Genomic DNA, 26863 nt, shown 5'->3' on the forward strand with positions numbered 1-26863 from the left:
TTAAACTCTTCAGGATAACGCTTACCGCTCATGGGCACCTCTCTTTAAGTCATCTTAAATGACTCTGAGGTGTCTGTTAAACCTGTGGCGATTCATCCAAACACAGCTGCTCTCCCTCTGGGAGCTTCTTTTAATTCCCTCTCTCCCTCCGGGAGCTTCCTTTAATTCCCCCTCTCCCTCTGGGAGCTTCTTTTAATTCCCCCTCTCCCTCTGGGAGAGGGCCGGGGTGAGGGAAAACGGCAACACCTTATTTACCGCCCACGCACCGTCAGCGACTCATTCAGCTCTCTATAAGCCTCCACCAGATTATCCACCGTGATGCGGCTCAAGCCGCTCGGGTTAGGCAAAATCCATACCTCGGTATCACCCAGAGTAACTTCCTGCCTTCCCCACTTCGCACCACGCTGCCGGAAAGCCTGCTCAAACGCCTGCTTGCCCAGGATCGCCAGCGCTCCCGGCTGGTACTCCTGCATCTTTGTGATCAGCTCTCGCCCACCGTCACGCAGCTCCTGTAGCGCCACTTCGCTTGCCTGAACCGTTGGCCGCTCAACCAGTTTCGTCACGCCGCAGCCGTAGGAAAGAAGCAATTGCGCCTCCTCAGGCTTAAGCTGTCGGTCAGTAAATCCCGCGAGGTGAAGCACTTTCCAGAAGCGATTGGCAGGATGCGCAAAAGGCAGCCCGAGATGAGCGGATGATTTTCCCGGATTAATACCGCAAAACACGACCCGAAGGTCAGGCTGAAGGATATCGCTAACCATTGTATTTCTCAGCTGAATGAATGGAGTAGGAAGTATAAGGGATTGATTAGCCATTGTTTATAAAACAAGCACACGTCACTTAAGCGCTGGATCGTCACCGCCAGTTACATTATAATTCAGCGCCACGGCCCCTTAGCTCAGTGGTTAGAGCAGGCGACTCATAATCGCTTGGTCGCTGGTTCAAGTCCAGCAGGGGCCACCAAATTTTAGCTTCAAAATCATATGATTAAGCCACTTTTAACGAAGTGGCTTTTTTGTTTCTGTTTTTCAGTGGCGCTGAAATGACGATAGATATTTAGCGCAACTTCCCTGATAAACATAAAAAACCCGCACAAGGCGGGTTCTTTTACATCCAGAGCGGGCTTGACTGTAAGCATAACTGTTTTAGTTTCACCCACTTTTTTAGATTTTCGGATATTCAGTCGTCAGCCTTTTTGCTTACCATGATGACGAAGTAGCCAGCTCACACCAGCGCCCGCAGCTCTTCCTTCATGTAGGCAGAAAAGTATTCAGGGTTTTTAATCACGAGGCGGTTACCGGACTCAACCTTGTCCGCCCAACCGGCAACTTTTTTCGTGAAGTCGGTGTTCCATCCCTCCTGAACACCACGAGCCGTAACGTCGGCAGCACTTGCCGGGACGCCCAGTTGCTTCAGATACCTAAACATTCCCTTCGCGGTGCTCTCATCCATAGGGTGTGGCACGGAGGCCGAAGTGTTCATACCGCCAATGAAGTCTAATGCTTTATCAATCGCTGCTTGCATAATTTATCCTTAAAATTAAGCACTTAATTAATAAGACTCTAGATCGCGATATTCAATGTACCACCAATTTTGATTCATTTTTTCAGGGTCAGTCACGTTTAAGGCCTCTTCTCGCCTCACCCATATTCGGATTTGGCTGCTCTGCGTCCTGCAGGCAGCCAATGAAGATCAGAACTGTTCCCAGTTATCTGCACCGCCATCGTTCGTGGCAAGCTCAGGCCTGCGAGTGGCAGAAGCCGGTACGGGCTTAGCCTGGCGGGCGTTTGCCGCGGCAATGACCTGTCCGGTATTAAAGATACTCATCAACTGCACCAGACGAGTAGCCTGATCGCTGAGGCTCTCAGCTGCGCTGGCAGATTCCTCCACCAGCGCCGCATTCTGCTGGGTGACCTGATCCAGTTGAGTAATGGCCACGTTGATCTGAGCAATCCCCTGCCCCTGTTCTTCCGTCGTCACGCCGATTTCAGAGATCAGCCCGGCCACGCGGTGGGACTGTTGCACCAGGTCATCGATCGTCGTTCCCGCCGAACTCACCATATCCGATCCTTTTGTCACAGTACGCATGCTGTCCTCAATCAGAGCTTTGATCTCACTGGCTGCCGAAGCGGAGCGCTGTGCCAGCGAGCGAACTTCCCCGGCAACGACCGCAAAACCGCGCCCGGATTCCCCTGCACGAGCGGCTTCCACGGCAGCATTCAGCGCCAGAATGTTTGTCTGGAATGCGATGCCGTCAATAACGCTAATGATGTCGCCAATTTTCTGTGAGCTTTCGCTAATTTCACGCATCGTCAGCACCAGGTTATTAACAGCATTCCCGCTTTGCGTGGCCGTTTCGCTGGCCGAGTTGGCCAGGCGAGTCGCAGTACGCACCGTCTCGGCATTCTGCTGAATGGTCTGGCTCATTTGTTCCATCGAAGCGGCCGTTTCCTGCAGGCTGGCCGCCTGCTCTTCGGTGCGTTGGCTGAGGTCGGTGCTACCAGCCGCAATCTCGCTGGCACCCACAGAGATAGAATGGCTGCTGTCTCGCACTTCACGCACAACCCCGAGCAGACGGCTACGCATCTCATCCATAGCCGCGAGCAGACTTCTGGTGTCCCCTTGCTTCAGTTCAACGGCGGTATTGAGCTGACCCTCAGAAACTTGTTTGGCCACGGAGACGGCATAAACTGGCTCTCCGCCAAGCTGGCCTTTCACCGCTCGCCCGATGCCCCAGGCAATTAAAGAGCCAATCACGGCGCTGATAATCGTAATAATCAACAGCAGGTTACCGGCAAAATGCGCTTCTTCAACATAACCACGGGCCATGTTTACCGTGCTACCGGAATGATCGCTGATCATCTCGCTGAGCGCATCGAGTACCCTGGCCTGTGGACCCACCACCTCGCTGATGACTAACGCACGGGCGGCATCATACTGCCCCGCCGCGCTGACGCTCATCACCTTGCGCAGCGCCTGGGAATAGGCCGGGCGAACATTGTTCAGGTTGTCGAACAGCTCGCGAGAACGCTTGAGCCTCAGCGCCTTATCCAGCTGCTTCAAGAGGGCGTTGTTGTCCACGATACGCTTTTCGAGTACCTGGTTAGTTTTTGTAATGTAGTCCCGGCTCTCGGCTTCGGTATGCGGCAGCGTGGTGAACAACGCCATATCACGAATATCGTGGGCATTGTCCGTAATATTATCCTTAATCTTTACGATCAGCAGTAAATTCACCAGCCGGACATTAGCGGCGTAATTAAGGTTATTTCCAACAGAAACCAACTGCATTCTGGCAAATAATGCGACAAAGAATCCAATGGCGATGACCAGCGCAAAGCCAGCCCCCAGCATGGTACTGAGGCGCATATTCTTCAGTTTGTTCATAAATCCCTCTGAGCTTTCATGGTTATATCGCAGGCAATAAGAGGAGGTAATCGGGAGAAATCACATCAACGGTTGCGACGGTATCTTTGATAGTTATCGGATTTTCTATCGGCAGATGGGAAGACTTCTTTAGTCATTATTTATCACTCACGGACAACAGAAAACAATGACATCGAGATGACAAACAATGATCAGTTTAATATTTTAAATAAAATTAAAACTACTATTTTTAGGGGTGGCAGCCCCGTCCATTCTGTGATTAACGGGGCTGAAATTAACGTTTTATCTGTGCAGAAATTATTTATCCGCGATGAAGTGATCGTCTTCACCTACCGGAATATAAACTCGTACCCACTCCTTGCCATCAACGATATCCCAGCTGTGTCCTTCGCCTGCGGTATCGGCCGCAAGCAGTACGGTGCCTGGCTCGATGATGAATGTAGAGCCGTCGCTAACCTTAAACTTCAGCTTGCCTTTCAGGGTAACCACATACTGTTTCTTCGGTGCCGGATGAACCCCTTTCTGCCACTCTTCAAAGGTATTGCTAAAATAGAGGTTTTCAGAAGAAAGTTTTGCCAGCGAGGGAATTGAGCCTTTTACAAACGCAGAGTGATTATCAGCCGTGTTAATTAATTTTACCGCCGGAATACGGTGTTCACTGGCATCCGTTTTTGTGACTTCGGCATGTCCAAGCATTGAAATAAACAAGCCTGCGGTGGCCAACATAAGCCGTGTTATTTTTTTCATAATCGTGTCCAGAGTTAATTTCAGCCAGCAATTTTCCGGGGAATAAATCACCGTAACAAAATTCCAGGTTAGTACATCAGAGGCAATCAATTTCGTCAATATCACGCACAGCAAGTTTATTTAGTTAATAAATTAAATATACATAAAGAAAATAGCCATGTGTAAACACCAGGCTACTCCTTAATTATTTAGTTAAATCGAACACAAACTAACTTGTCTTTAAGCTAAAAAAGAATGATTAAGAACTAAATAAGCCAAATACAGCCTGTGATAACCGCAATTTAGCTTACGGCCAGGGAAAAATAGTTTTCGTCGTCATAACTGATCAAAATTCCGTTCTCAAAAAGGCAACGCAACGCGCCATTTTTGCTGCTTTAACGATACCGCTGAGTATGGCAGCTTAAAGGAAAAGGAGACGCCCTATGAAACTGCCCTCTTCCCCCTGGTGGTGGGATCTTTCCACCCGCGAATTCAGCGAGCTGGAGATGCACAATATTGTCGCGGTGTTACCTGTTGGCGCCGTGGAACAGCACGGCCCCCACCTTCCGGTGCGGGTCGATGCCGCCATCAATGCCGGTATTATCCAGCGAGCGGTAGAACATCGCCCCGCAGGTCTGCCCGTACTGTTTATGCCCGCGTTACCCATCGGCAAGTCTGACGAACATCTGGCTTACCCCGGCACACTCACGCTGCCTTACGAAGTGCTGGGCCAGGTGTGGTTTGACGTGGCCAAAAGCGCATGGCGCGCGGGCGTCCGCAAAATCATTTTCTGGAATTCCCACGGCGGGCAGCCACAGCTGATGGAAATCGTCTGCCGTAAGCTACGTGTGGAGTTAGGGATGTTAGCCGTTGGCGCCAGCTGGTTTCGCACCATCGATACTGCCGATCTTTACAGCGAAGCAGAACGCCAGCACGGCATTCACGGTGGGGAATCCGAAACCAGCGTGATGCTGCATCTCCACCCTGATTTAGTGCACATGCAGCATGCGGATAATTTTGTCTCGGCTTCCGTAGCGATGGAAGCCACAGGAGGCATCCTCACGCCAGAAGGCGGTGTGAGCTTTGGCTGGATGGCCCAGGATCTGCACCCTTCAGGCACCACAGGAAATGCCGCCGCCGCCGATGCAGAACGAGGCGAAATTGAGGTTGAGCGCGCCGCCCATGCCCTGCTGCAGCTGGTCGAAGAGGTCAGCCAGGCCGATATCAACCTGCTAACCCCACACACCGCTTTTAGTCGCTGAATACGCCGCCCGGCTTCCCGCCGGGCGCTACTCCATCTGCAGCATCATGCCTTTTAGCGTTTCGGCCAGTACGCTGCCGATGGCGCTGGTGCCCCTATCGTGGCCTATCAGCATCAGGGTTTGCGTTTGCTGGCCCAGCTCCCGCACCGGAATATAGATCAATCGTCCACTCCGCAAATCGGTTTCGATATCAAACGGCGTCAGGAACGTCAGCGCCTGGTCCATCATCGCCGACTGGCGCATCACCTCAATAGAGTTGGTTTCAATCACCGGCTGCAGCGCCACCATCGCGCGGGCAAACACGTCGTTCAGGTAAGGCCGAATCACCGTTGAATCATCAGCGATGACCATGGGGTGCGGCATGCAGTCGCTTAACCGCAGGTTACTTCTGTCCGCCAGCGGATGCCCCGGCGCAACAACCGCGCCCAGCCTGCCCGTCACGCTGGCAATGCTGCGCAGCGCCGAGCGCATTTCAAAATCAAAACCAAGCCCCAAATCTACATCGCCAGAGGCCACCGCACTGGTAATGTCCTCGCCGCGTGTCATCTGCTGCAGGTGCAGCTTTACCCGTGGGTTAGCGCGGCGGAAATCAGCGGCCGCCCTCGGGATCAGGTTAGCCGCCAGCCCGCTCATCATCGCCACCGTCACTTCCCCACGCCGCAGCCCCTTTAGCTCCTCAATTTTAATCTGCGCCCATTCAAGCTCTTTAAAGCTCTGACGGACATGGTGAATCAGCGTTTCACCCGCGGCCGTGAGGATCATTTTACGCGGCAGACGCTGGAACAACGGCGTGCCCAGCTCTTCCTCCAGCGCCAACAACTGACGGTTGATCGCCGAAGCGGAAATATGCAGGCGCTCTGCGGCCTTGCGGATCGAACCGCTGCGCGCCACCTCATCAAGATAAACCAGTAAACGATATTTCAGCATCAGGGCTCCTGCGTTGCCTAAAAGGCATCGGTGAGTACGAAAATACGTGCTTTTAAGATATCGCTAAGCGCGGCATAACTGAAGCCATCAGCACGTCTCCATCAACCCTTTTGGGAGAGAAATAATGGCAGGCATCACCCGCAGAAACTTCGCAAAAATGCTGGCAGGCGCCGTGGTATTACCGGTCCTCGCCCCCGTCATGTCACGCTCTGCCCTGGCGGCGGCAAAAGAATTCAAAGTGGCACTGCTGCTGCCGGGCACCATTTCAGACGGCGGCTGGAATTCTCTGGCGTACCAGGGCCTGCAAAGCCTGAAAAAATCCGGCATCAAAGTGGCCTGGAGCGAAAGCGTACCGCAGGCACAAATGGAACAATCGATCCGCGGCTATGCGGACGATGGCTACAACCTGATTATCGGCCACAGCTTCGAGTACGGTGCGGCGTTTACTGAAATTGCGCCGGACTACCCCGATACCGACTTTTTTGCCTCCACTTTTAAACCCGCAGAGGCAGCACCAAAGAACGTCGAGTACATCAACCTGGCCTATATCCAGGCCGCGTATGCCGCAGGCGCGCTAGCCGCATTAATTTCTGACAAAGGCAAAGCCGTAGGCTTTGTTGGCGGCGGCGATAACCCAACCCAGCAGGGCATGATGCGCGCCTTTATCCTCGGGGCGGAAAAAACACGTTCCGGCATCAAGGGACTTGGCGTTGTGACCGGCGATTACGGCAACGCGGCAAAAGGGCGAGAGGCCGCCACGGCCATGATCACCAATGGCGCAGACGTTATCTGGCATGCCGCTGACGTCACCGGCCTCGGTGCGCTTCAGGGTGCGATTGCCGCGAATGTCAAAGCCATCGGCTGCTACACCGATCAAAAAGCGGTCTCCCCGGCCCACATCGCCTGCAGCTTCAAGCAAAACGTCGACTGGGTTGTGGAGCAGGTCGGCAGCGCGGCGGCAGGCCACGCCTTTAAAGGTGGCGAAGAGTGGGCGCCCAGCGTCGCCAAAGCCTGGTCGGTTATTTACGGCGATGCCTCCCACAACGCCAGCTTAGTGAGCGACAGCGCCTGGCAAGCCTTCCAGAAAATCTGGCAACAGCTTGATACTGGCGCGTTATCCGCCACAGCATGACCTGGAGCCAACAGATGAACATAGCTGCGCCAGAGGTGCGGGTGGCGTTAAATCGCATCACCAAGAGGTTTGCCCGCGTTACCGCCAACGACAACGTCTCGATGACCATCGAAGCCGGTGAGATCCACGCCCTGCTGGGCGAAAACGGCGCAGGAAAAAGTACCCTGATGCAAATCCTCTACGGCCTTTATCAGGCCGATGAGGGCGACATTGTGGTGGCGGGCAAAAGCGTGAAGTTTCGCGACCCGAGCGACGCCATCGCCTGCGGCATCGGCATGGTTCATCAGGAATTTATGCTGGTGCAGCCGATGACGGTGGTCGAAAACGTGGTGCTCGGCCTGAAGGAAAACGCCAGCGGCGTGCTCAACCTGAAGGCCGCCGCCGCCAAGCTGCAGGCGCTGTCGGATAAGCATGGCCTGGCCATTGATCCCTGGGTGCAGGTGCAACACCTTTCCGTTGGCGTGCAGCAGCGGGTTGAGATCCTCAAGCTGCTGTACCGTGACGCGCAGGTGCTGATTCTGGATGAGCCCACGGCCGTGCTCACGCCGAAAGAAAAAGAAGGCCTGTTTGCCACGCTGAAATCGCTCTGTACCGAAGGACGATCCGTGGTGATCGTGACCCATAAGCTCTATGAAATCATGGCGATTGCCCACCGTGTTTCCGTGATGCGGGCGGGAAAAATGGTGGAAACCGTGTCGGTATCTGACACCTCTGAAACCGATCTGGCTCGCCGCATGGTTGGCCGAGACGTTGTACTGCGCGTCGAGAAAACGCCCTGCAATCCAGGCCACAACGTGCTGCACGTGGACAGCATCGCCCTGCGCGACGAAACCGGGCAGCAAAAAATCTGGCGCGCATCGCTTAAAGTCGCGGCGGGTGAGATCCTCGGTATTGCGGGCGTGGAAGGCAACGGTCAGTCGGAGCTGGCAAGTGCCCTGCTCAACCTGATGCCGATAGAAGCCGGGCGTATTCTGCTGGAAGGGGAAGATATCTCCGACGCTACGCCCGCCCAACGCCGTCAGAAAGGCATCGGTTTTATTCCCGCCGACCGCCGGGAAGTGGGCTCGTTTATCACACTTTCGCTGGAAGAAAACGCCATGCTGGGCTCCCAGCGCAGCTTCACCAAAGCCAAAGGCTGGCTGCTGGATCGCCTTAAAATAGCCCGCCACGCCAAAGAGATCATTGCCCGTTTTGACGTTCGTGCCCCGGACGCCCAGTTCGAAGCGGGCAAGCTTTCAGGCGGCAACCTGCAAAAGCTGATCCTCGGGCGCGAAGTTGCGCAGAACCCCAAATTACTGATCGTTGAACAGCCAACCCGTGGGTTGGACGTCGGCGCCGTTGAAGCGGTTTGGGCGGGTCTGTTGGCAGCGCGGGATAGCGGCTGCGCGATTGTGCTGATCTCCGCCGAACTCGAAGAAATTATCAATCTCTCGGACCGTATTGCCGTGATGTACAACGGGCAAATTGCGGGCGAGATGGAGGCGGCACACGCCACGCCAGCCCTCCTTTCTGAACTGATGGCCGGTGGCAGCCCGACTCACGCGGAACCGCAGCATGACAAAGTGGCTTGAACGACGCCTTTCTCCGGCACAATCCCCTTCGGCGCTGGCGCTGACCAGCTTCGGCGGCATTCTCGCGGCGTTTATCGTCGGCGGGCTGCTGTTTTTGCCCTTCGGCGCGAATCCCTTTACCGCTTATGGCTTCCTGTTTAGCGAGGCCTTTGGCTCCGCGCGCGGCTTCGGCCTAAGCCTGGTGCAGGCCACGCCGCTGATGCTTATCGCGCTGGCAACGCTGGTCATCTGGCGCGCGGGGCTGGGCTACATCGGCTTTGAAGGCTGCTTCCTTGTCGGCGCAACGGCGGCAAGCTGGATAGCGCTTTCCGGTACGCCGCAGGGTCTGCCCTGGAAACTGCCGGTCGAACTTTACTGGCCGATTGTCCTGCTGGGGACGTTTATCGCCGGCGCGCTTTGGGCTGGCTGGGTAGGCGCTCTGCGGGTTCGCTTTGGCGGCAACGATGTCCTGATTTCGCTGATGGCGAATTACGTCGCCATTTTTTTAGTGCAGTACCTGGTGTCCGGCCCGATGCGTGCCCCGGGCGACCTGCCGCAAACGCCCCGCCTGCCGCAGGACACCTGGCTGCCGTTTGTGCTCAGCGGGATGAAAACCCACTGGGGCATCGCCATCGCCATTATCGCCACGCTGTTTACCTGCTGGCTGATGCGAAGCACGCCTGCAGGCTACGAAATCAGCCTGGCCGGACTGAATCCAAAAGCGGCCCGCTACGGCGGCGTAGACGTTGCCCGTCGCCAGATGAGCGCGGTTTACCTGGGCGGCGGCTTTGCGGCATTTGCCGGGCTGTGCGCAGTACTTGGCGTACAGCACCGCCTGATGGATGGCATTTCCGGCGGCGTCGGCTTTATCGGTGTGGTGGTGGCTCTGCTGGCGCGGCTGAACCCGCTGCTGGTGATCCCTACCGCCATTTTGTACGGCGGGCTACAGGTGGGCGGCGGCGCCATGCAGCGTGAAACCGGTTTGCCCACCTCGGTGGTGCTGATTCTGCAAAGCCTGGTGGTGCTGATGATTCTGGCGGGCGACGTCCTGCGCTATTACCGCCTTCGCTTACCCGTTCGAACCCTCGGGCAGGATGCTTTAGTGGAGAAAAAATCATGAGCGCCATGACACACCTTGATACCGCCTTTTTCATCGGCTGGCTGGCCGCGGCTATTCGCCTTGCAGGCCCGGTCTTACTTGCGGCTCTCGGTGAGATCTACGCCGAACGCGCAGGCGTCCTTAACATCGGGCTGGAAGGCACTATTTTGCTGGGTGCGCTCAGCAGCTATCTTGCAGCCGCCTATACCGGCTCGACGCTGCTCGGCTTTTTTGCCGGTGGCATGGGCGGGCTGCTGGTCGGCGTATTACTGGCCGCCCTGTATTTACGCGCCCACGCAAGCCAGATTGTGGTGGGGATTGTCTTTAACATTCTTGCGGCGGGCCTGGCCTCCTGGATTTATTCCCTGGCAATGGGCAGCAACGGCACGGCGGCGATCCCGATGTTTGCTGCCTGGCCGGTGCCGCTGCTATCATCCCTGCCGTTTATCGGCCCGATACTTTTTACCCAGCCCTGGCCGCTCTATCTCACTCTCGCCCTGGTGTTTGTCGCTCACTTTGGCCTGTTCCATACCCGCTTTGGCCTGGCGCTGCGCGCCGTGGGTGAAAACCCGAAAGCCGCCCATGCCGCCGGGCTTAACGTGCTGAAACTGCGTACCTGGGGGGTGCTGTTTTCCTGCCTGGGGGCGGGGCTTGCCGGCAGCTATCTGGTTACCGCGCAAATCGGCCTGTTCCGCGACAACGTTGTCAGCGGCCAGGGATTTATCGCCTTAGCCATCGTGATTTTTGGCCGCTGGAGTCCGCTGAAAGCCCTGCTGGCCGCCTTTATTTTTGGCGCTGCCGATGCGCTGCAGCTCTCTTTGCAGATCTTTGAAAGCTCGCTGCCGCCGCAGGTTCTGCTGGCGCTGCCGTACCTGCTCACTATTCTGGCGATGTCCGGCGTGGTGGGGCGAACCATTCAGCCTCGCGCCCTGACGCAGCCTTACCGCAAGGAGTCATAATCGATGAATCATTTCCGCCTTACCGACGTGTCCAGCGCCCAGGCTTTTCGCATCAGCCCGACGGACAGCAACTACTTTGCCGTGCTGTTCGACAAGCATCAGGACGGCATCGAAAACGTGTTTGTGGTTGAAATTTTTACCCCCGGCGGTGCCACGCCGCCTAACGTACACGCCGAGGCGCACGAGTTTTTCTACGTGCTTTCCGGGGAAGGTATCGCCCGCTGCAACAATGAAGAAACCGCAATCCGCAAAGGCGATGCTCTTCTGCTGCATCCGGGCAACGAACACGCTATCCGCAACACCGGCGCAGGAAAGCTGTATACGCTGACGGTGATGACACCCAACGAAGGTTTCGCCGAACTGATCCGCCGCGGTATCCCCGTTACGCTGGATGAGGAAGACTTCCGGGTGCTGCAAGGGGAAGCGAAGTAATGGCTGGTTATCCCCTCGGCAGCGCCCCACATAATCAATGGCGGGTGACAAGGAAAAGCGTGAACATGGTGCGAACTGGCCGCGCTTCAAGGCCGGTCTCTCTGGAAAGCCGTGGGCGCGAGATCTCGTTCGATCTGGCACACAGCGCGCTGATCGTTATCGATATGCAAAATGATTTCTGCCACCCCGAAGGCTGGCTGGCGCACATTGGCGTGGACGTGACTCCAGCTCGAGTGCCGATTGCCCCTCTGAGCAAACTGCTGCCCTCGCTGCGCACAGCCGACGTGCCGGTGATTTGGCTTAACTGGGGTAACCGCCCGGACAGGCTTAATCTCAGCCCCGCGCTGCTGCATGTTTATAACCCGGACGGCACCCAAACGGGCCTGGGCGATCCGCTGCCTGAGTCCGGCGCACCGGTGCTTCAGGCGGGCAGCTGGTCGGCAGAAGTCGTGGAAGAGCTCACGCCCGCCACCGACGACATTCGCATTGATAAATACCGGATGTCCGGTTTTCAGGATACGGTGCTGGACAGCGTGTTGAGGAACCTCGGCATCACGACCCTGCTGTTTGCAGGCGTGAACCTTGACCAGTGCGTGCTGTGTACGCTGCAGGACGCCAACTTCCACGGCTACGACTGCTTGTTGCTGGAGGATTGCAGCGCCACAACCTCGCCGGAATACTGCGTGGAGGCCAGCCTGTATAACGTGCAGCAATGCTTCGGCTTTGTGGTCAACTCCGGCGAGTTGCTGGGTAAGCTGAAATAAAAAACGCTGGTGTTTAAACCAGCGTTCGTTCAGTCAGCCACAGGCGCTATCAGAGCTTTTCGCCGTTGCTCTCAATCACGTCTTTGTACCACTGGAAGGACTTCTTACGGCTGCGGCTCAGGCTGCCGTGGCCTTCGTTGTCTTTATCGACGTAGATAAAGCCGTAGCGTTTTTTCATTTCGCCCGTTCCGGCAGAGACCAGGTCGATACAGCCCCACGGGGTGTAGCCCATCAGGTCAACGCCATCTTCCACTACCGCTTTTTTCATTTCTGCGACGTGCGCCGAAAGATAATCGATGCGGTACTGGTCGTCCACGAAGCCGTCGGCCTGCGCCACGTCAATCGCCCCGAAGCCGTTTTCCACAATAAACAGCGGCAGCTGATAGTGATCCCAGAACCAGTTCAGGGAGTAGCGCAGGCCCACCGGATCAATCTGCCAGCCCCAGTCGGATTTTTGCACGTACGGGTTAGAGACCAGGCTTTTTGATTCGTCGTAGTCGAACTGCGGGTTGTCGGCGCTGGCTTTGGTGGCAAACGACATGTAGTAGCTGAAGCCGATGTAATCAACGCAGCCTTCTGCCAGCGCAGCGAGATCTTCGTCAGTAATATCCAGCTCAAAACCACGGCGCTCGAAGTAGTTCAGCAGGTGCTGTGGATACTTGCCACGCACGTGCACGTCGGTGAACCAGTAGCGGCGGTGCATCGCGTTCATCGCCATCATCATGTCGCCCGGCGCACAGGTCAGAGGGTAAATTGGGCACATGGCAATCATGCAGCCGACCTGCAGGGCAGGGTTGATTTCACGGGCCGCACGCACTGCCAGGGCGCTGGCAACCAGCTCATAGTGCGACGCCTGGTACATCACCGGCTCGCGATCTTCACCCGGCTGATACTTCAGGCCCGAGTTGGTGAACGGCGCGAAGTCTTCGTGGTAGTTGGCCTGGTTGTTGATCTCGTTGAAGGTCATCCAGTACTTCACTTTGTGCTGATAGCGAGTGAAGACCACTTTTGAGAAACGCAGGAAGAAATCAATCAGCTTACGGTTGCGCCAGCCGCCGTATTCGGTGACCAGATGGTAAGGCATTTCGAAGTGCGACAGCGTAATCACCGGCTCAATGCCGTGCTTCAGGCACTCGTCAAACAGATCGTCATAGAACTGCAGGCCAGCTTCGTTCGGCTCCAGCTCGTCACCCAGCGGGAATATACGCGTCCAGGCGATGGAGGTACGGAAGCATTTGAAACCCATCTCGGCAAACAGCTGGATGTCTTCTTTGTAGCGATGGTAGAAGTCAATCGCTTCATGGTTAGGGTAGTTTTTGCCCTGCAGCACACCGTTAGTAATTTCACGCGGGATGCCGTGAGCGCCTGCCGTCATCACATCCGCAACGCTAACGCCTTTGCCACCTTCTTTCCAGCCACCTTCCAGCTGGTGCGCCGCAACCGCGCCGCCCCACAGAAAACCTTCTTTGAATCCAGACATATTCTCTCCCTTACTTAGAGATCGCATGCTGCGACCGATAGTGCTGATTAAAATGGTAGACCGCGCCAATGAGTCCGGCATCGTTGCCGTGGCTGACGGTATCGATATAGTCGTCAATGGTGAACCAGGCCAGGTGTTCGCGCAGCAGCGCCAGGAAGCCATGACGTTCCACAATGCCGCCGCCGAGCAGGATTTTTTCCGGGTCGAACAAATTGACGAGGTTATAAAGGCCGGTGCCGAGATCGTTGAAGAACGCATTCACCATGCGCTGGCAGGCCACGTCACCGGCGTCAAAGCGGTCGAAAATCTCTTCTCCGCTGACGGCCTCAAGCGGCTTGCCGACATACTCCGCGTAGTCTTTGCGCAGGGTTCTCAGGGTGCAGGTATCGTTCATCGTGTAGCGGCGAACATCGCGCGGGCCGGGGCGTTCGGTCAGCATGTAACCAAATTCTCCCGCCCGGAAGCGCGCGCCGTGTACCAGTTGGTTATTGCAGAAAATCGCCCCACCGATGCCGGTGCCGATGGTCAGCACCAGGAAGTTGCTCATCCCCGCTGCTTTCCCCTGCCAGCGCTCGGCCAACAGGACGCAGTTAGCGTCATTTTCGATGGCAACGGGCAGCTGCGTGCGTTCTTCCAGCCATTCTTTGATGGCAAAGTTGTCGAAGCGGCGGATAGCCCCGCCCATTTCGATAAAACCGGTGTGCGGATTGACATAGCCAGGGGCGCTGATCGCCACGCCTTCACAGCCGGGGTGCGCGGCAATCCACGCTAAAATGGCCTGTAAAATTTGCTCGCCATCGCTGCCGTCGATCGTCTCTTTGCCTTTTGCCAGTATCTCGCCCTGCGAGTTGACGATCCCCATTTTTAAAGCCGTACCACCGATATCAAATGCGGCGATATTCATACGCTAATTCCTCCTGCATATTTCCGGCTCATCGTTTATTTCCACTGAAACAAGGAAATTATTTCGCACCGGTCATATTCATGCCTGGTAAAAGGAATACAAAAATTGACGAGTTCAATTTTTAATTATCGGTTCTGAAAACGAAGAAAATCTTAATCAATGGGAGGTGCATCAGGCAATAGAAGGGGGATAACACATTGAACAACTTTTGAACCTGTTAAAAGAGATGATATACAGTGAGTTAACGCTGATATTCCCCTTTCATAAGCGACAGGTTCACTTTCATTAACATTGTTGAACCTCTTTTTAAAGCAGAACTGTGACCGACGTTGCGAATGCAAGGCCAGCCACAGCGTTTAGCCCGCCTTGCGAGGCAAAAAGTACTTCACCTGGAACTCGAACACGTTGGTGTAGAGGATCGAGTAATCAATCGGGCTGTGGCTGGCGTCAACGGACTGGGTTTCCATGCGGATAATCGGATCGCGAGTGCTGATGTGCAGCATTTTGGCAATCTCGGTTGACGGCAGAATGGGCTGAAACGCCTCGTAGCAGCCGTGAATTTTGACTCCGCATTCATCTTCGATGTAGGAAAATTTCGAACGCTTCATGTGGTTGACCGTCAGGTCAGGGAAGCGGTTCACCGACAGCCAGGTCTCTTCCAGCTGCATCGGCACGTTGTCGATGTGGCGCAGTCGTTTGGCGTAATAGACCGGCTCGCCGATGGCCAGTTGCAGGCGGCTGGCAATCTCTTCCGACGCCTGCTGCAGCTCAAATCTCAGCACCTGGCTGGACGGTTTTTTCCCTTCACTTCTGGCAATCTCGGTGAAGCTGTCCAGATGCGTAACCGAAGCCTGAAAATGTTTGTTTCGCACATAGGTGCCAGACCCGTGCCTGCGCTCAATCAACGCCTCATCTTCCAGAACTTTCAATGCCTTACGCAAAGTATTGCGCGACACGTTATAGAACTCAGCCAGCTCTTTCTCCGAAGGGAGGATGTCGCCGATATGGTAGGTTGGGCTGCTGATCCTGCTTTTTAGTAAATTAACAACATCTTTGTATACCACTTTTGAACCTCCTTAATTCATTTAAAAACAGTCAATTACCCTGCCATTCCTATTAAAAGTCCAATATACGTTCACTTTCACTCTATTTTTTGCACCACTCGGCGGTGACTAACTGTGATCGAAATGGCAGATGAAGGCATTGATATTCATTAAGTTAGCCGCAGGTTGATTATCTACAAAGCGTTAAGGGTAAAAATGAAGAATATATTATTAGTTTGTGCCGCCGGGATGTCTACCAGCATGCTGGTGAAAAGAATGCAGGATCACGCCGAAGCAGGAAATATTTCGGTCAATATTAACGCACTGGCGATTGCCGAGGCGAAAGAAAGAATTAAAAGAAATGAAGCAGATGTTGTTCTGCTGGGGCCTCAGGTTCGCTTCCAAAAAAGTGAAATAGAAGAAATCGCCCAGGGAAGAATTCCGGTAGCGGTGATCGACATGAAGTATTACGGGCAAATGGACGGAAAATCAGTTCTTGATTCAGCACTGAATTTACTTGGCGACCATTAATCCTTTCCAGCCGAAATAATAACCCAATGGGTCATTGATTTGGTTTATCATCACGCGGCTAAATATTGCAAATATATCTCGCCGATAAACTTAAATCCCCAGTCAATATCTCTCTAATGATAAAGGGCGCATCATGAGTATAATGAATGCCTTTGAGCGCGGTATGGAAAAGCTCCTTGTTCCTATTGCGATTAAATTAAACTCTCAGATACACGTGTCGGCCATCCGCGATGCTTTTATTTTGTCATTCCCTATCGTCATGGCCAGCTCGCTGATCGTGCTGATTAACTTTGCCATCCTTTCACCGGATGGTTTTATTGCTTCACTGCTGCATCTCGGCGTGTTATTCCCTAACTTAGCCGAAGCTCAAAATATATTCTCCCCGGTAATGAACGGGTCGGTGAATATCATGTCGATCATGATTGCTTTCCTGGTCGCACGTAATATCGCCATCAGCTATCAGCAGGACGATTTGCTGTGCGGCCTGACCGCTATCGGCGCGTTCTTTGTGGTCTATACCCCTTATCAAATGATGGGCGGGCAGTCGTATCTGACGACGCAATATCTGGGGCCACAGGGGCTTTTTGTGGCGGTGATTGTTGCGCTGATTACCGGGGAAATCTTCTGCCGCCTGGCGCGCAACCCGAAGATCACCATCACCATGCCGGACGCCGTACCGCCTGCGGTTGCACGCTCATTTAAGGTATTAATTCCTATCTTCTTCGTGATGATTTTCTTCTCGGTGCTGAACTACTGCCTGACGAAAATCTCCCCGAATGGCCTGAACGAACTGATTTATACCCTGATTCAGGCTCCGCTGAAAAACATGGGCACCAATATCGTCGCGGTTCTGGTGCTTGGCGTGGTCACTAACTTCCTGTGGGTGCTGGGCATTCACGGGCCGAACACCACGGCGGCGATTCGCGAGACCATCTTCTCCGAAGCTAACCTCGAAAACCTCTCTTTTGCCGCTTCCAACGGCACCACGTGGGGCGCGCCGTACCCTATCACCTGGACCAGCATTAACGACGCCTTTGCCAACTACGGCGGCTCGGGAATGACGCTCGGCCTGCTGCTGGCTATTTTTATTGCCTCCCGTCGCGCCGACTATCGCGATCTGGCCAAAATGGCCTTCGTACCGGGCCTGTTTAACATCAACGAACCGGTGATTTTCGGCCTGCCTATCGTGCTGAACCCGATCCTGATTATTCCGTTTATCATGGTGCCGTTCGTTAACTCTCTGGTGGGCTACGCCTTTATCACCCTGGAGATTATTCCGCCGATTGCCTACGCCGTACCGTGGACAACGCCGGGACCGCTCATCGCCTTCTTCGGCACCGGGGGAAACTGGATGGCGTTGATTGTCGGGCTGCTGTGCCTGGCCATCTCCACGCTAATTTATTTACCGTTCGTTATTGCCGCCAATAAGGTAAATGCAGCACAGGCGGCGCAGTAATAAATAAATCGATGATAGCAATTTAATTTCCACCCGCCTCCGGTTATTAAAACCGGAGGCAAATAATAATTATACTTCTGGGACATTCTATGAATTCAAGTTTATTGAAGGTTAGCTTATTGTCTTCATCCATCCTTCTGGCGTTATCTTCAACCCACGCAATGGCAGCTAAATTAACGGTTGAGCAGCGTCTGGAATTACTTGAAAGACAATTATCAGAAAACAAATCAGAATTAAATAAAACGCAGAAAGAGTTGGCCATATATAAAGACAAGGTCGCCCAACTGCAGCCAGCCGGTAACAACGTGCAGTCTGAAACGACACCGGTCAATCAGACGGTTTATTCTCCGGTAGCCGACAACATCGAGAATGAAAATAATCATCTCGATACTAAACCGGCACCAACGCCGGTGAAAGGCACGCAAAAAGTGGCCGTGGTCAATAACGAAGGCGGCAAAACTACCGTAGAAAACGTCACCCTGAAAGACATCAGCAAATACATTAAAGATGATATTGGCTTTAGTTACGAAGGGTATTTCCGCTCCGGTTGGGCTGCGGCAAACCGCGGGTCGGCCCAAACCTACGCCGCCGGGTCGCTTGGCCGTTTCGGTAACGAAATGAGCGGCTGGTTCGACTTAACGCTGAACCAGCGCGTCTACAACCAGGACGGTAAAACCGCCAACGCCATCGTGACCTACGACGGCAACGTCGGCGAGCAGTATAACGATGCCTGGTTTGGTGATAACAACGGCAACGAAAACATCATGCAGTTCAGCGATATTTTCCTGACCACCAGAGGCTTCCTGCCGTTTGCGCCGGAAGCGGACTTCTGGGTCGGGAAGCACAAACTGCCTGAGTACGAAATCCAGATGCTCGACTGGAAGTCATTAACCACCCAGGTGGCGGCGGCCGTCGGGATCCAAAACTGGAACCTGGGCGTCGGCCAGCTTGACGCCTCCCTCAGCCGCAACGACGTCGACGTTTACTCCCGCGACTTCAGCCACACCACGCAGATGAACACCAACTCGGTTGACCTGCGCTACCGCAACATTCCGCTGTGGGAAAAAGGTTCGCTGTCGCTGATGGGCAAATATGCCTTTGCCAATAAGACCGACGACCAGAAAGACAACGAAAATAACGGCTCCTTCTTTAAGCTGAAGGATACCTGGATGGCGACCGCCATTGTGCGCCAGGATCTGCCGCGCGACACCTTCAACGAGTTCACTCTGCAGGTGGCCAATAACTCTTACGCCAGCAGCTTCGCTAACTTCTCGGGAGCCAGCAACTCAATGGCACCGGGTCGCTATTACTACGGCGACCAGACGGACGGCGTGGCCTGGCGTCTGATTTCGCAGGGCGAGATGTACCTCGCAGACAGAATTATCATGGCTAACGCGCTGGTTTACTCCCAGGGTAGCGATGTTTATAGCTATGAGAGCGGCGCCCACAGTGACTTCAGCAGCATTCGGGCCGTGATTCGCCCGGCGTGGATTTGGGATACCTGGAACCAGACCGGTCTGGAGCTGAGCTGGTTTACCCAGAAAAACAAAACCGAACAAGGGGTTAACCTGAAAGAGTCGGGCTACAAAACCACGCTCTATCATGCTCTGAAAGTTGGACCAAGCCTGCTCGGCTCGCGGCCTGAAATTCGTTTCTACGGCACGTACCTGAATATTCTGGACAACGAGCTGTCAAACTTCCGCTTTAACGAAAACAGCAAAAACGAGTTTATGGCTGGCGTTCAGGCTGAAGTGTGGTGGTAATCCTCTTTTGCTAAGTGCATAAGAAAACCCGTCTTCCAGACGGGTTTTTCTTTTCTGTCAGCTCGCGCCTGCGCAGCTGTCCGGCACGTTATTCAGCCCTTCAGCCCCGTGGGTGAAAGATTTAAATCGCTTTTGATCGTCCAGTTTGATGATGTACAGCGAATCAAAATCACTGCCCGGCCATTTAGGCACCACGGTTGGGTCGCCGCCGGTTTCCTTCACCAGCTTTTGCGCCGCTATCACCAGGTTTTTATGCTCCCACGAGACAAAAGTCAGGCGGCCGCTGCTTTGAGTTTTCAGTAAATCATCCGCCAGCTCGTCCGTCTGCTCGGCGTGGTAATTCAGATCGATGGCCTGAGAAAGGCGGATCGCGGTCGGCGTGATGGTGGTTAACGGGCGCAGCGAGCTGCCAGTTTTGTTCTCTTTCGGCGCGGCGGCGTAGATAGCATCCGGTTTGCCGTACTGGCTCAACAGAACCGACGGTAATTGCAGCGCGCGATTCAGCCCTTTGCAGGTGAGCTGCCCGCTGTTATTCGCCGGTTTCTCACCGTGACGCAGGAACACTATCGTACTGTCGGCCTTCGCTATCATCGGGGTCAATAAGGCACTGCTTAGCAACACAACAAGCGCTTTCTTGATCATATTTTTCTCGTTTTTATCAGGGGATGAAGCTTTTACTATAGAGAAGAAAGCGGGGAAAAAAACAAAACATTGGTAACCAGACGTCACACCTGCCGCGTCGGTTTCAGCGATTAACAACCGGCCATCATTTTGCTATTCTGACGCCCGTTAACGTGATGATATATTTTATAAAAACCAGTAAAAACAATTAATAAGGAAAAGACGTGAGCACCCAGAGCGAGATGTTTAACAAAGAGATTGCGTGGTCTACCCGCCACATGGTTCGCACCCTCAAACAGGTTCAGGCGCTGCCCGACTTAAGCCACGTTCGCATCGCCTGCAATATGCATCTCGACCTGAAAATGATCCCGCTGGTTGAAGGCCTGCTGAAGAAAAATGCCAAAGTCTTCCTCACCACCTGCAACCCTACCACCGTGCAGGATGACGTTGTCGCTTACCTGGTCGCCGCCGGGGCGGAAGCCAGCGCATGGCGCAATATGAACGACGCCGACTGGCACGACTCATGGGAAAAAGCCATTGCCTGGCGCCCAACGCATCTGTGCGAAATGGGTGCCGACATCACCACGCTGCTGCATCAGCGTGGCGAATTTGGCGATGTAGTTGCCTGCCTCGAAGCCACTGGTTCCGGCGTCAACCGCCTCGCGGATCTGCGCCCTGGCTACCCGATCTTTAACTGGGACGATCTGCCGGTAAAAGAAGGCCTGCATAACCGCCACATGGTTGGCCTCACTGCATGGCAAACCTTCTTCCAGACTACCCACCTCACCCTGCACGAAAAGAAAGTGCTGGTGATTGGCTATGGCCTGGTCGGCCAGGGTGTTGCTGCCGCCGCCAAAGCCTACGGCGGCCAGGTGATGGTTGCCGAGTTAGATCCGGCTCGCCGCCTGCAGGCCGCCTATGATGGCTGGCATGTGGTTGATATTCATGACGTGATTGCCACCACCGACGTTGTCGCCACCGCCACCGGGGCAAAAAAAGTCGTCAGCGCAGCGGTACTGGATGAAGCCAAAGACGGCGTGTTCGTGCTGAACGTGGGCCACGTCGCCGAAGAGATCGACTGCGGCTACCTGCAGCAATACCCGACCGAAGAAGTAATGCCGTTTATCAACGCCTACCAGCTTAACGGCAAAACGCTTTACCTGATGGCGAACGGCTCAATGCTGAACCTGACCGCGGGCTTCGGCGACAGCCTGAACGCCTTCGACGTGACGCTGGCCGTGATGGCAAGCGGCATCAAACACATCGTGACCGACGGCCAGCACGCTGAAAAAGCGGTTTATTTACTGCCGCAGTCCGTGTGGGAAAAAGCGCTGTAAGCTGCCCTTCGGCCCCGATCAAGTCAGGCCTCTGCGGAGTGCCTGGCTTTTTTTTCGTTTTCACCGAATAAAATCCCCGCCCCGATTGTTTACTCCTTACAAGAACCTGAGGAAGAGACAATCATGAGTTACCAGCCCCCCGAAGCTGCGCCGCTCCGCAAGCGCTACGATGCCTTTAGCATGACCCTCCACTGGGTTACCGCCTTCTGCGTCATATTTCTGTTTGCCAGCGCGCACATCTGGGAAGTCCTTGAACGCGGCACGCCAGTGCGTAAAGGCCTGCAATCCCTACACATTTCCTTTGGCATCCTGCTTGGCGCGGTGATTGTCGTTCGGCTGATCTGGCGCATTAGCGCCGCTTTTTCGCCGTCGAGAAAGCTGGAAAAAGTACCTATGCCCGGCGCATTTCGCATCGCCGCTCATGCCACGCATGGCGTGCTTTACATCCTGCTGCTAACCCAGGCCACGCTCGGCTTCCTGTTCCGCTGGGCGCAGGGCGAACCGTTCTGGTTCTTTAACCTCTTTGAAGTCCCGGACGTGTTTAACATCGATCCGACGCTGCGCCATACCCTGGCGATGCTGCACAACAACGTGGCTTGGGCGCTGATCCTGCTGGCGGGTGCGCATGCCGCCGCCGCCCTGCTTCACCATTATGTTCTGCGTGACGGCACGCTACGCCGCATGCTTCCCGCCTGCAAAGGCAACTCTCGCTAACCTACAGGACGACACCATGAACATGTCTTCAACCCGTAAACTGCTGCCTTTGCTGTGCCTGGTGACCAGCGGGCTTTTCTACTCCGCCACCGCCAGCGCCATGGGCGACGATGATTCCAAAACGCCGGACTGCCCGAAAGGCCAGGTGTACGACAGCAAAACCAAAACCTGTACCGTGGAAAAAAGCAGCATGTTAAGCGACGGCGATAAAACGCAATATGCTTACCATCTGGCAAAATCTGGCCGTTACCAGGAAGCGTTAAACCTGCTGGATACCCTGCAGCAGCCCAACACGCGTGAAGCCTGGAACTACCGGGGCTACGCCACAAGAAAATTGGGGCGCACCGACGAAGGAATCGGCTATTATCAGCGCTCCATCGCCCTGGATCCGCACTATGCCAAAGTACGCGAATATCTTGGCGAAGCGTGGATGATTAAGGGCCGTCCTGACCTGGCGAAAGCCCAGTTAGCGACCATTAAAACGCTCTGCGGAACCGGCTGCGAGGAGTATCGCGATTTAAAAGCCGCCATTGACGGGCACCCGGAGTCCTAAGTTGAGGACATAAAAATCACCGTCAACGAAGTTCGTCTACAGCTGGCCCAGCACCTTGCCCGTCTCTGGCGTTATGGCATGGTGCTGTCCCGCAATCGAGATGTGGCTGAAGATTTGGTTCAGTCCACCTGCGTGCGCGCTTTAGAGCGCTGCAGCCAGTTTCAGTCCGGCACGCGGATCGACCGCTGGCTGTTTGCGATTTTGTACTCTATCTGGATCAACGAAATCCGCGCCCTGCGCGTTCGCCAGGGCCAGGGTTTTGTCGACAGCGACGAACTCAGCCAACTGGCAGACAGCGAAAGCACCGAAGATAAGCATCAGTATCACGCGCTGCTGCAGCAGGTCAGCGAGCTGCCTGAAGCCCAGCGTAATACCGTGTTTTTAGTGTATGTCGAAGGCTTTACCTATCAGGAAGCAGCCGACACGCTGGCCATTCCCATCGGCACCGTGATGAGCCGCCTGGCCGCCGCGCGTCTGACGCTGGCCAAACACCTGATGCCGACGATGAAGAAGGAGCTCAAATGACACGTCAATCCTTCTCCGCTCCGTGGAGCGATGAGGCTATCCTGGCCTGGCTGGACGGCGAAATGCGCGAGGATGAGCGTCACGCCTTTGAGCAGCAGTTGAATGACGATGCCGCTCTGGCCGCCCGCGTTGAGCCCCTCATGCAAAGCAATCAACCCTGGCAACAGGCATTCGCCCCGCTTCTGGAAGAAGCGCCAGTCGATAGAATGCAGGCCAAACTCAACGTGCTGTTGCATCAGCCGGTGAACGTGAAGCCGCAGGCGAAGGGCGTCAGCCGTCGCAGCCTGATAGCCGCCTCCCTCAGCTTCCTCGCCGTCGGCGTACTTGCCGGGCGCTTTATTCGCCCCGGCCAGCAAAAGCTCAGTGGGGAACCTGAAATTCGCGACCTGATTGCACAGTACATGTCGCTCTACAGCGCCGAAACGCTGGCGGACATCAACGTCACACCTCAGGCGCTGCAAAACGGCCTGAACCGTATGCAGCAGGATATAGGCCTCAGGCTGCAGCAAGGTGAAGTTGAGCTGCCGGAAGCCGAGCTAAAAAGCGTGAGGATGCTGCGCTACGACAGCACCTCTATCGCGCAGATTGCTTATCTTCACACCAGCTACGGGCCGATGGCGCTCTGTATTTCCCGCAGCAAAGCGGATGACAGCTCCGAGCTGAAACACGAAGTCCGCCGCGGCCTCAACCTGGTCTGGTGGCGCAGCAAAGGGTATGAATATGTGCTGATAGGCCGCAATCCGCAGCAGGATTTACAGCAAAGCGGCGAGGTGCTGCAGCGGCAACTCGTGTGAAATAAGGGCCAGGTTAACGTCCAGGCTCGTTCAGCGGCCAGGACTCGAACAAATAACCGTCGAAGTTAATATCATCGACGTCGGACAGCTCCAGCAGCCGGTTTTTGACGTTTTCAAGGTGCTGCCACATCGCGTGTTTGGCCGCTTTGGCGTCTTTCTTAATCAGCGCCGCCAAAATTTGTTTATGGTCGGCAAGCCACTCTTGCCGATAGTGGTTGTTCTCCAGATGGCTGTGCAGCTGGATCCACATCGGGTTGTTTTCACGCCACTGCCAGGACTGTTTAAACAACTCCACCAGCATGCTGTTGTGGGTGGCCTCGGCCACGGCAAGATGGAACTGCCTGTCGCCGCTTTCGTTATCCCCGGCAGCCAGTTCCTGTTCTTCTATCTGCAAGGCCTGGCGCATTTTGAGAATATCTTCCCGCGTGGCCTGCTGGGCGGCAAACTCCGCGATATTGCTTTCCAGCAGCTGGCGCGCCTGCAATAGCTCAAACGGCCCGGCATCGTTGCACTGGCTCGTACTGACTGGGGGATTAACGAGTCTATCCGGCATGGCAACCACAAAAATACCCGCCCCCCGGCGGACTTCCACCAGCCCTTCAATCTCCAGCATGATTAACGCTTCGCGCACCACGGTGCGGCTCACCGACAGCAGCGCCGCGATTTCACGCTCGGGCGGAAGACGATCTCCCAGGGCGTATTGCTGCCGCGCAATCATGTCGCGCAGCATCACGCCAACTTCCTGATAAGGCCGCTGCGGCTGCGCGGCAGGTTTGTCCTGGATTTGCGGTTTCATCTTTACTCACGGCAGGTAGGGAATGAGCCGGACTATAGCATAACTGGTTGACCCATTCCCTGGCCCGGCGAGGGCTATTTACCAAAGAACGCGCGCTGGATGGCCATCTCAACGCCGCGCACTTCCGCCAGCCCTTTCAGGCGGCCAATCGCCGAATAGCCTGGATTCACCTTTTTATTCAGGTCATCCAACATTTGGTGGCCGTGATCCGGGCGCATCGGGATCAGTTCACTTTGCCCTGCTTCTTTCCGGCGCTGCTCTTCCTCCACAATGGCCTTCACCACTTCATACATGTCCACGTCACCATAAAGGTGCGCGGCCTCGTGGAAGGTTTTAGGATTGTCTTCCCGCAGCGTTGAGCGCAGGTGCGTGAAGTAGATGCGAGGCCCGAAGCGTTTAATCATGCCGACCAGGTCGTTATCGGCCCGCACGCCGTAAGAGCCGGTGCACATAGTAAAGCCGTTCGCCGGGCTGTTGACCGCATCCACCATCCACTGCATATCCTCCACGGTCGAAACAATACGCGGCAGGCCAAGGATGGGGCGCGGAGGATCGTCCGGGTGAACCGCCATTTTGATGCCAACCTGCTCAGCAACGGGGATAATGGCCTCAAGGAAGTAGGCAAAGTTTTCGCGCAGCTTCGCTTTGTCGATATCTTTGTAGGTGTCCAGTTGGGCGCGGAACTGGTCGAGTGTGTAGCCTTCTTCCGCGCCAGGCAGGCCAGCGATGATGTTGCGGGTCAGCCGCGCTTTTTCATCCTCACGCATTTCCGCGAAGCGCCGGTTTGCCTGTTCGATTTCTTCCGCGCTGTAGTCAGCTTCTGCCCCTTTGCGCTTCAGAATATGCAGCTCAAAAGCAGCGAATTCGATTTGGTCAAAGCGCAGCGCTTTGGAGCCGTCCGGCAGCAGGTATTCGAGATCGGTGCGCGTCCAGTCCAGCACCGGCATAAAGTTGTAGCACACGGTGTAGATGCCGCATTCCGCCAGGTTACGCAGGCTTTGGCAGTAATTTTCGATCCATAAATCGTATTGCCCGCGATGGGTTTTGATCTCTTCGTGGATAGGCACGCTTTCCACTACCGACCAGACCAGCCCGGCGGCTTCCACCACGGCTTTGCGTTTCAGTATTTCTTCGACCGGCCAGATTTCACCGTTCGGAATGTGGTGCAACGCGGTGACGATCCCTGTCGCCCCCGCCTGCCGGGCGTCGGCCAGACTGACCGGATCGTTTGGACCATACCAGCGCCAGGTTTGCTTCATAATATCCCCTCACAACTCAAATTGGTTGACCAATAAACACTGATGATTAAGCACCTCTTTAGGTGCGTGATATAGCGTCTAAGTTCAGCCAATTCAGCAAGCGTGTCAATCAGGAAGGGATAATTGGTTAACCAAAATCACAATTTAACACACAGCATTGTGCAATGAAGGGAAAAAGATATAGGACATCTATAAACTACAGGCACAAAAAAACCCGCCGTAGCGGGTTTCTTCACTTCTGAAACGTCAGGCTGGATTACAGCGCAACAACGTTAGCAGCAGCTGGGCCTTTAGCGCCGTTCTCGATAGAGAACTCAACTTTCTGGCCTTCGTCGAGGGTTTTGAAGCTGTCGCTCTGGATTGCAGAGAAGTGTACGAATACATCTTTGCTGCCATCGGTAGGAGAGATGAAGCCGAAACCTTTCTCAGCGTTGAACCATTTTACTAAACCAGTCATTTTGTTAGACATAGATATTACCTTTTCAGTTTCTTGAGCCACTAAACGCGGCGAACATGGTCTGTTCAGCAGAGTTGGACTTATTCGGGCACTTAGGAGGAGACTCGAGAAGAAGGGATATCTAAGATAGCGCTTGAACTGAGGACTGCTTTACTAAAACTGCTTTCATAAGGTCTGTGTTCCAAACCGGGTGCTAATCTCTCACGTCCGCCGTCATTTAGCAAGTACAGCGGGGAAATAAAAAAAATTCTCATTAAGGGAGCGTGGTTTCCCCTCACCCTAACCCTCTCCCCACAGGGGAGAGGGGATAAAGAGCCAAACCATTTCATACAGCCCCCTCTCCCCACAGGGGAGAGGGAGTAAAGAGCCAAACCATTTCATACAGCCCCCTCTCCCCA

Annotated in this window: 27 protein-coding genes and 1 tRNA gene; 16 read left to right on the forward strand and 12 right to left on the reverse strand. The window is 54.8% G+C overall.

Annotated elements, in window-relative coordinates; genetic code table 11:
• Positions 1-251 precede the first annotated feature (251 nt).
• A complete protein-coding gene (gene mug / locus B9Y90_RS20730) occupies positions 252-758 on the reverse strand; it encodes a G/U mismatch-specific DNA glycosylase (RefSeq protein ID WP_039289964.1) in 507 nt (168 codons plus the stop codon).
• Between the two features lie 126 nt (positions 759-884).
• Between mug and B9Y90_RS20735 the strand changes: the two genes are divergently transcribed.
• Positions 885-960 (forward strand) — tRNA-Ile (locus B9Y90_RS20735).
• A 261-nt stretch (positions 961-1221) separates the two neighbouring features.
• Here B9Y90_RS20735 and B9Y90_RS20740 read toward each other — a convergent pair.
• From B9Y90_RS20740 to B9Y90_RS20750, 3 genes are all read right to left on the reverse strand, one after another.
• The gene (locus B9Y90_RS20740) at positions 1222-1521 is read right to left on the reverse strand and encodes a DUF1889 family protein (protein ID WP_039289962.1); all 300 of its coding nucleotides are present in this window, start codon (positions 1519-1521) and stop codon (positions 1222-1224) included.
• A gap of 168 nt (positions 1522-1689) precedes the next feature.
• Positions 1690-3381, reverse strand: a complete 1692-nt coding sequence (locus B9Y90_RS20745; protein ID WP_085542400.1) for a methyl-accepting chemotaxis protein — start codon at positions 3379-3381, stop codon at positions 1690-1692.
• Positions 3382-3678: 297 nt separating this feature from the next.
• A complete protein-coding gene (locus tag B9Y90_RS20750) occupies positions 3679-4128 on the reverse strand; it encodes a cupin domain-containing protein (RefSeq protein WP_085542429.1) in 450 nt (149 codons plus the stop codon).
• 422 nt (positions 4129-4550) lie between these two features.
• Here B9Y90_RS20750 and B9Y90_RS20755 point away from each other — a divergent pair, with 422 nt between their 5' ends.
• A complete protein-coding gene (locus tag B9Y90_RS20755) occupies positions 4551-5369 on the forward strand; it encodes a creatininase family protein (RefSeq protein WP_085542401.1) in 819 nt (272 codons plus the stop codon).
• 27 nt (positions 5370-5396) lie between these two features.
• Here the strand turns inward: B9Y90_RS20755 and B9Y90_RS20760 are convergent, their stop codons facing one another.
• On the reverse strand, positions 5397-6296 hold the full coding sequence (locus tag B9Y90_RS20760; protein WP_085542402.1) for a LysR family transcriptional regulator: 900 nt from the start codon (positions 6294-6296) through the stop codon (positions 5397-5399).
• 124 nt (positions 6297-6420) lie between these two features.
• Between B9Y90_RS20760 and B9Y90_RS20765 the strand changes: the two genes are divergently transcribed.
• Genes B9Y90_RS20765 through B9Y90_RS20790 form a run of 6 tightly spaced genes read left to right on the forward strand, consistent with a single transcriptional unit; the run spans position 6421 to position 12232 of the window.
• The gene (locus B9Y90_RS20765) at positions 6421-7428 is read left to right on the forward strand and encodes a BMP family protein (RefSeq protein ID WP_254902723.1); all 1008 of its coding nucleotides are present in this window, start codon (positions 6421-6423) and stop codon (positions 7426-7428) included.
• Positions 7429-7442: 14 nt separating this feature from the next.
• Positions 7443-8999 carry an ABC transporter ATP-binding protein gene (locus tag B9Y90_RS20770; protein ID WP_085542404.1) on the forward strand — a complete coding sequence of 519 codons (1557 nt, stop codon included), beginning with the start codon at positions 7443-7445 and terminating at the stop codon, positions 8997-8999.
• On the forward strand, positions 8983-10098 hold the full coding sequence (locus B9Y90_RS20775) for an ABC transporter permease (protein ID WP_085542405.1): 1116 nt from the start codon (positions 8983-8985) through the stop codon (positions 10096-10098). The genes B9Y90_RS20770 and B9Y90_RS20775 overlap by 17 nt, the downstream gene beginning before the upstream one ends.
• Positions 10095-11036 carry an ABC transporter permease gene (locus B9Y90_RS20780; protein ID WP_085542406.1) on the forward strand — a complete coding sequence of 314 codons (942 nt, stop codon included), beginning with the start codon at positions 10095-10097 and terminating at the stop codon, positions 11034-11036. The genes B9Y90_RS20775 and B9Y90_RS20780 overlap by 4 nt, the downstream gene beginning before the upstream one ends.
• A gap of 3 nt (positions 11037-11039) precedes the next feature.
• Entirely contained in the window at positions 11040-11468 is a 429-nt protein-coding gene (locus B9Y90_RS20785) for a cupin domain-containing protein (protein WP_085542407.1), read from the forward strand.
• Positions 11468-12232: a cysteine hydrolase family protein gene (locus tag B9Y90_RS20790; RefSeq protein WP_085542408.1), complete on the forward strand. Its 765-nt coding sequence runs from the start codon at positions 11468-11470 to the stop codon at positions 12230-12232. Before B9Y90_RS20785 ends, B9Y90_RS20790 begins: the two co-directional genes overlap by 1 nt.
• A 49-nt stretch (positions 12233-12281) precedes the next feature.
• Here B9Y90_RS20790 and B9Y90_RS20795 read toward each other — a convergent pair whose 3' ends face one another.
• From B9Y90_RS20795 to B9Y90_RS20805, 3 genes are all read right to left on the reverse strand, one after another.
• A complete protein-coding gene (locus B9Y90_RS20795; RefSeq protein WP_085542409.1) occupies positions 12282-13712 on the reverse strand; it encodes a 6-phospho-beta-glucosidase in 1431 nt (476 codons plus the stop codon).
• Between the two features lie 10 nt (positions 13713-13722).
• Positions 13723-14616, reverse strand: coding sequence for a beta-glucoside kinase BglK (gene bglK, locus B9Y90_RS20800; RefSeq protein WP_085542410.1), 894 nt, complete (start codon positions 14614-14616; stop codon positions 13723-13725).
• Positions 14617-14972: 356 nt separating this feature from the next.
• Positions 14973-15680, reverse strand: a complete 708-nt coding sequence (locus B9Y90_RS20805; protein WP_039289953.1) for a GntR family transcriptional regulator — start codon at positions 15678-15680, stop codon at positions 14973-14975.
• Positions 15681-15875: 195 nt separating this feature from the next.
• Here B9Y90_RS20805 and B9Y90_RS20810 point away from each other — a divergent pair, with 195 nt between their 5' ends.
• The 3 genes from B9Y90_RS20810 to B9Y90_RS20820 all read left to right on the forward strand — a co-directional run bounded on the left by B9Y90_RS20810 (position 15876) and on the right by B9Y90_RS20820 (position 19409).
• Positions 15876-16190, forward strand: coding sequence for a PTS sugar transporter subunit IIB (locus B9Y90_RS20810; protein ID WP_039289950.1), 315 nt, complete (start codon positions 15876-15878; stop codon positions 16188-16190).
• A gap of 133 nt (positions 16191-16323) precedes the next feature.
• Positions 16324-17646, forward strand: coding sequence for a PTS sugar transporter subunit IIC (locus B9Y90_RS20815; protein WP_039289947.1), 1323 nt, complete (start codon positions 16324-16326; stop codon positions 17644-17646).
• An 89-nt stretch (positions 17647-17735) separates the two neighbouring features.
• Positions 17736-19409: a carbohydrate porin gene (locus tag B9Y90_RS20820; RefSeq protein ID WP_085542411.1), complete on the forward strand. Its 1674-nt coding sequence runs from the start codon at positions 17736-17738 to the stop codon at positions 19407-19409.
• Between the two features lie 57 nt (positions 19410-19466).
• On the opposite strand, the gene B9Y90_RS20825 is transcribed toward B9Y90_RS20820, so the two are convergent.
• A complete protein-coding gene (locus tag B9Y90_RS20825; RefSeq protein WP_039289942.1) occupies positions 19467-20051 on the reverse strand; it encodes a histidine phosphatase family protein in 585 nt (194 codons plus the stop codon).
• Positions 20052-20272: 221 nt separating this feature from the next.
• Here B9Y90_RS20825 and B9Y90_RS20830 point away from each other — a divergent pair, with 221 nt between their 5' ends.
• The 5 genes from B9Y90_RS20830 (at position 20273) to B9Y90_RS20850 (ending at position 23953) form a co-directional block, all read left to right on the forward strand.
• Complete coding sequence (locus tag B9Y90_RS20830) at positions 20273-21367, forward strand: adenosylhomocysteinase (RefSeq protein ID WP_085542430.1); 1095 nt, start codon at positions 20273-20275, stop codon at positions 21365-21367.
• Positions 21368-21490: 123 nt separating this feature from the next.
• On the forward strand, positions 21491-22081 hold the full coding sequence (locus tag B9Y90_RS20835; protein ID WP_085542412.1) for a cytochrome b: 591 nt from the start codon (positions 21491-21493) through the stop codon (positions 22079-22081).
• Between the two features lie 16 nt (positions 22082-22097).
• Positions 22098-22634 carry a tetratricopeptide repeat protein gene (locus tag B9Y90_RS20840; protein WP_085542413.1) on the forward strand — a complete coding sequence of 179 codons (537 nt, stop codon included), beginning with the start codon at positions 22098-22100 and terminating at the stop codon, positions 22632-22634.
• Positions 22635-22712: 78 nt separating this feature from the next.
• The gene (locus tag B9Y90_RS20845) at positions 22713-23159 is read left to right on the forward strand and encodes a sigma-70 family RNA polymerase sigma factor (RefSeq protein ID WP_039289932.1); all 447 of its coding nucleotides are present in this window, start codon (positions 22713-22715) and stop codon (positions 23157-23159) included.
• Positions 23156-23953 carry an anti-sigma factor family protein gene (locus tag B9Y90_RS20850; protein ID WP_085542414.1) on the forward strand — a complete coding sequence of 266 codons (798 nt, stop codon included), beginning with the start codon at positions 23156-23158 and terminating at the stop codon, positions 23951-23953. The genes B9Y90_RS20845 and B9Y90_RS20850 overlap by 4 nt, the downstream gene beginning before the upstream one ends.
• A 13-nt stretch (positions 23954-23966) precedes the next feature.
• Here B9Y90_RS20850 and uxuR read toward each other — a convergent pair whose 3' ends face one another.
• The 3 genes from uxuR to cspE all read right to left on the reverse strand — a co-directional run bounded on the left by uxuR (position 23967) and on the right by cspE (position 26477).
• A complete protein-coding gene (gene uxuR / locus B9Y90_RS20855) occupies positions 23967-24749 on the reverse strand; it encodes a Uxu operon transcriptional regulator (protein ID WP_085542415.1) in 783 nt (260 codons plus the stop codon).
• Positions 24750-24823: 74 nt separating this feature from the next.
• Positions 24824-26008 (reverse strand): mannonate dehydratase, encoded by a 1185-nt coding sequence (gene uxuA / locus B9Y90_RS20860; RefSeq protein ID WP_085542416.1) that lies wholly within the window; start codon positions 26006-26008, stop codon positions 24824-24826.
• Between the two features lie 256 nt (positions 26009-26264).
• Complete coding sequence (gene cspE / locus B9Y90_RS20865; RefSeq protein ID WP_008459989.1) at positions 26265-26477, reverse strand: transcription antiterminator/RNA stability regulator CspE; 213 nt, start codon at positions 26475-26477, stop codon at positions 26265-26267.
• Positions 26478-26863: the final 386 nt, after the last annotated feature.

It is taken from the genome of Cedecea sp. NFIX57, from assembly GCF_900177785.1.
GTDB classification, from domain to species: domain Bacteria; phylum Pseudomonadota; class Gammaproteobacteria; order Enterobacterales; family Enterobacteriaceae; genus Cedecea; species Cedecea neteri_C.

Coding starts and splice junctions, on each gene's coding strand:
- mug (WP_039289964.1), bottom strand. CDS start 758: ATGGTTAGCGATATCCTTCAGCCTGACCTTCGGGTCGTGTTTTGCGGT.
- B9Y90_RS20740 (WP_039289962.1), bottom strand. CDS start 1,521: ATGCAAGCAGCGATTGATAAAGCATTAGACTTCATTGGCGGTATGAAC.
- B9Y90_RS20745 (WP_085542400.1), bottom strand. CDS start 3,381: ATGAACAAACTGAAGAATATGCGCCTCAGTACCATGCTGGGGGCTGGC.
- B9Y90_RS20750 (WP_085542429.1), bottom strand. CDS start 4,128: ATGAAAAAAATAACACGGCTTATGTTGGCCACCGCAGGCTTGTTTATT.
- B9Y90_RS20755 (WP_085542401.1), top strand. CDS start 4,551: ATGAAACTGCCCTCTTCCCCCTGGTGGTGGGATCTTTCCACCCGCGAA.
- B9Y90_RS20760 (WP_085542402.1), bottom strand. CDS start 6,296: ATGCTGAAATATCGTTTACTGGTTTATCTTGATGAGGTGGCGCGCAGC.
- B9Y90_RS20765 (WP_254902723.1), top strand. CDS start 6,421: ATGGCAGGCATCACCCGCAGAAACTTCGCAAAAATGCTGGCAGGCGCC.
- B9Y90_RS20770 (WP_085542404.1), top strand. CDS start 7,443: ATGAACATAGCTGCGCCAGAGGTGCGGGTGGCGTTAAATCGCATCACC.
- B9Y90_RS20775 (WP_085542405.1), top strand. CDS start 8,983: ATGACAAAGTGGCTTGAACGACGCCTTTCTCCGGCACAATCCCCTTCG.
- B9Y90_RS20780 (WP_085542406.1), top strand. CDS start 10,095: ATGAGCGCCATGACACACCTTGATACCGCCTTTTTCATCGGCTGGCTG.
- B9Y90_RS20785 (WP_085542407.1), top strand. CDS start 11,040: ATGAATCATTTCCGCCTTACCGACGTGTCCAGCGCCCAGGCTTTTCGC.
- B9Y90_RS20790 (WP_085542408.1), top strand. CDS start 11,468: ATGGCTGGTTATCCCCTCGGCAGCGCCCCACATAATCAATGGCGGGTG.
- B9Y90_RS20795 (WP_085542409.1), bottom strand. CDS start 13,712: ATGTCTGGATTCAAAGAAGGTTTTCTGTGGGGCGGCGCGGTTGCGGCG.
- bglK (WP_085542410.1), bottom strand. CDS start 14,616: ATGAATATCGCCGCATTTGATATCGGTGGTACGGCTTTAAAAATGGGG.
- B9Y90_RS20810 (WP_039289950.1), top strand. CDS start 15,876: ATGAAGAATATATTATTAGTTTGTGCCGCCGGGATGTCTACCAGCATG.
- B9Y90_RS20815 (WP_039289947.1), top strand. CDS start 16,324: ATGAGTATAATGAATGCCTTTGAGCGCGGTATGGAAAAGCTCCTTGTT.
- B9Y90_RS20820 (WP_085542411.1), top strand. CDS start 17,736: ATGAATTCAAGTTTATTGAAGGTTAGCTTATTGTCTTCATCCATCCTT.
- B9Y90_RS20825 (WP_039289942.1), bottom strand. CDS start 20,051: ATGATCAAGAAAGCGCTTGTTGTGTTGCTAAGCAGTGCCTTATTGACC.
- B9Y90_RS20830 (WP_085542430.1), top strand. CDS start 20,273: ATGTTTAACAAAGAGATTGCGTGGTCTACCCGCCACATGGTTCGCACC.
- B9Y90_RS20835 (WP_085542412.1), top strand. CDS start 21,491: ATGAGTTACCAGCCCCCCGAAGCTGCGCCGCTCCGCAAGCGCTACGAT.
- B9Y90_RS20840 (WP_085542413.1), top strand. CDS start 22,098: ATGAACATGTCTTCAACCCGTAAACTGCTGCCTTTGCTGTGCCTGGTG.
- B9Y90_RS20845 (WP_039289932.1), top strand. CDS start 22,713: ATGGTGCTGTCCCGCAATCGAGATGTGGCTGAAGATTTGGTTCAGTCC.
- B9Y90_RS20850 (WP_085542414.1), top strand. CDS start 23,156: ATGACACGTCAATCCTTCTCCGCTCCGTGGAGCGATGAGGCTATCCTG.
- uxuR (WP_085542415.1), bottom strand. CDS start 24,749: ATGAAACCGCAAATCCAGGACAAACCTGCCGCGCAGCCGCAGCGGCCT.
- uxuA (WP_085542416.1), bottom strand. CDS start 26,008: ATGAAGCAAACCTGGCGCTGGTATGGTCCAAACGATCCGGTCAGTCTG.
- cspE (WP_008459989.1), bottom strand. CDS start 26,477: ATGTCTAACAAAATGACTGGTTTAGTAAAATGGTTCAACGCTGAGAAA.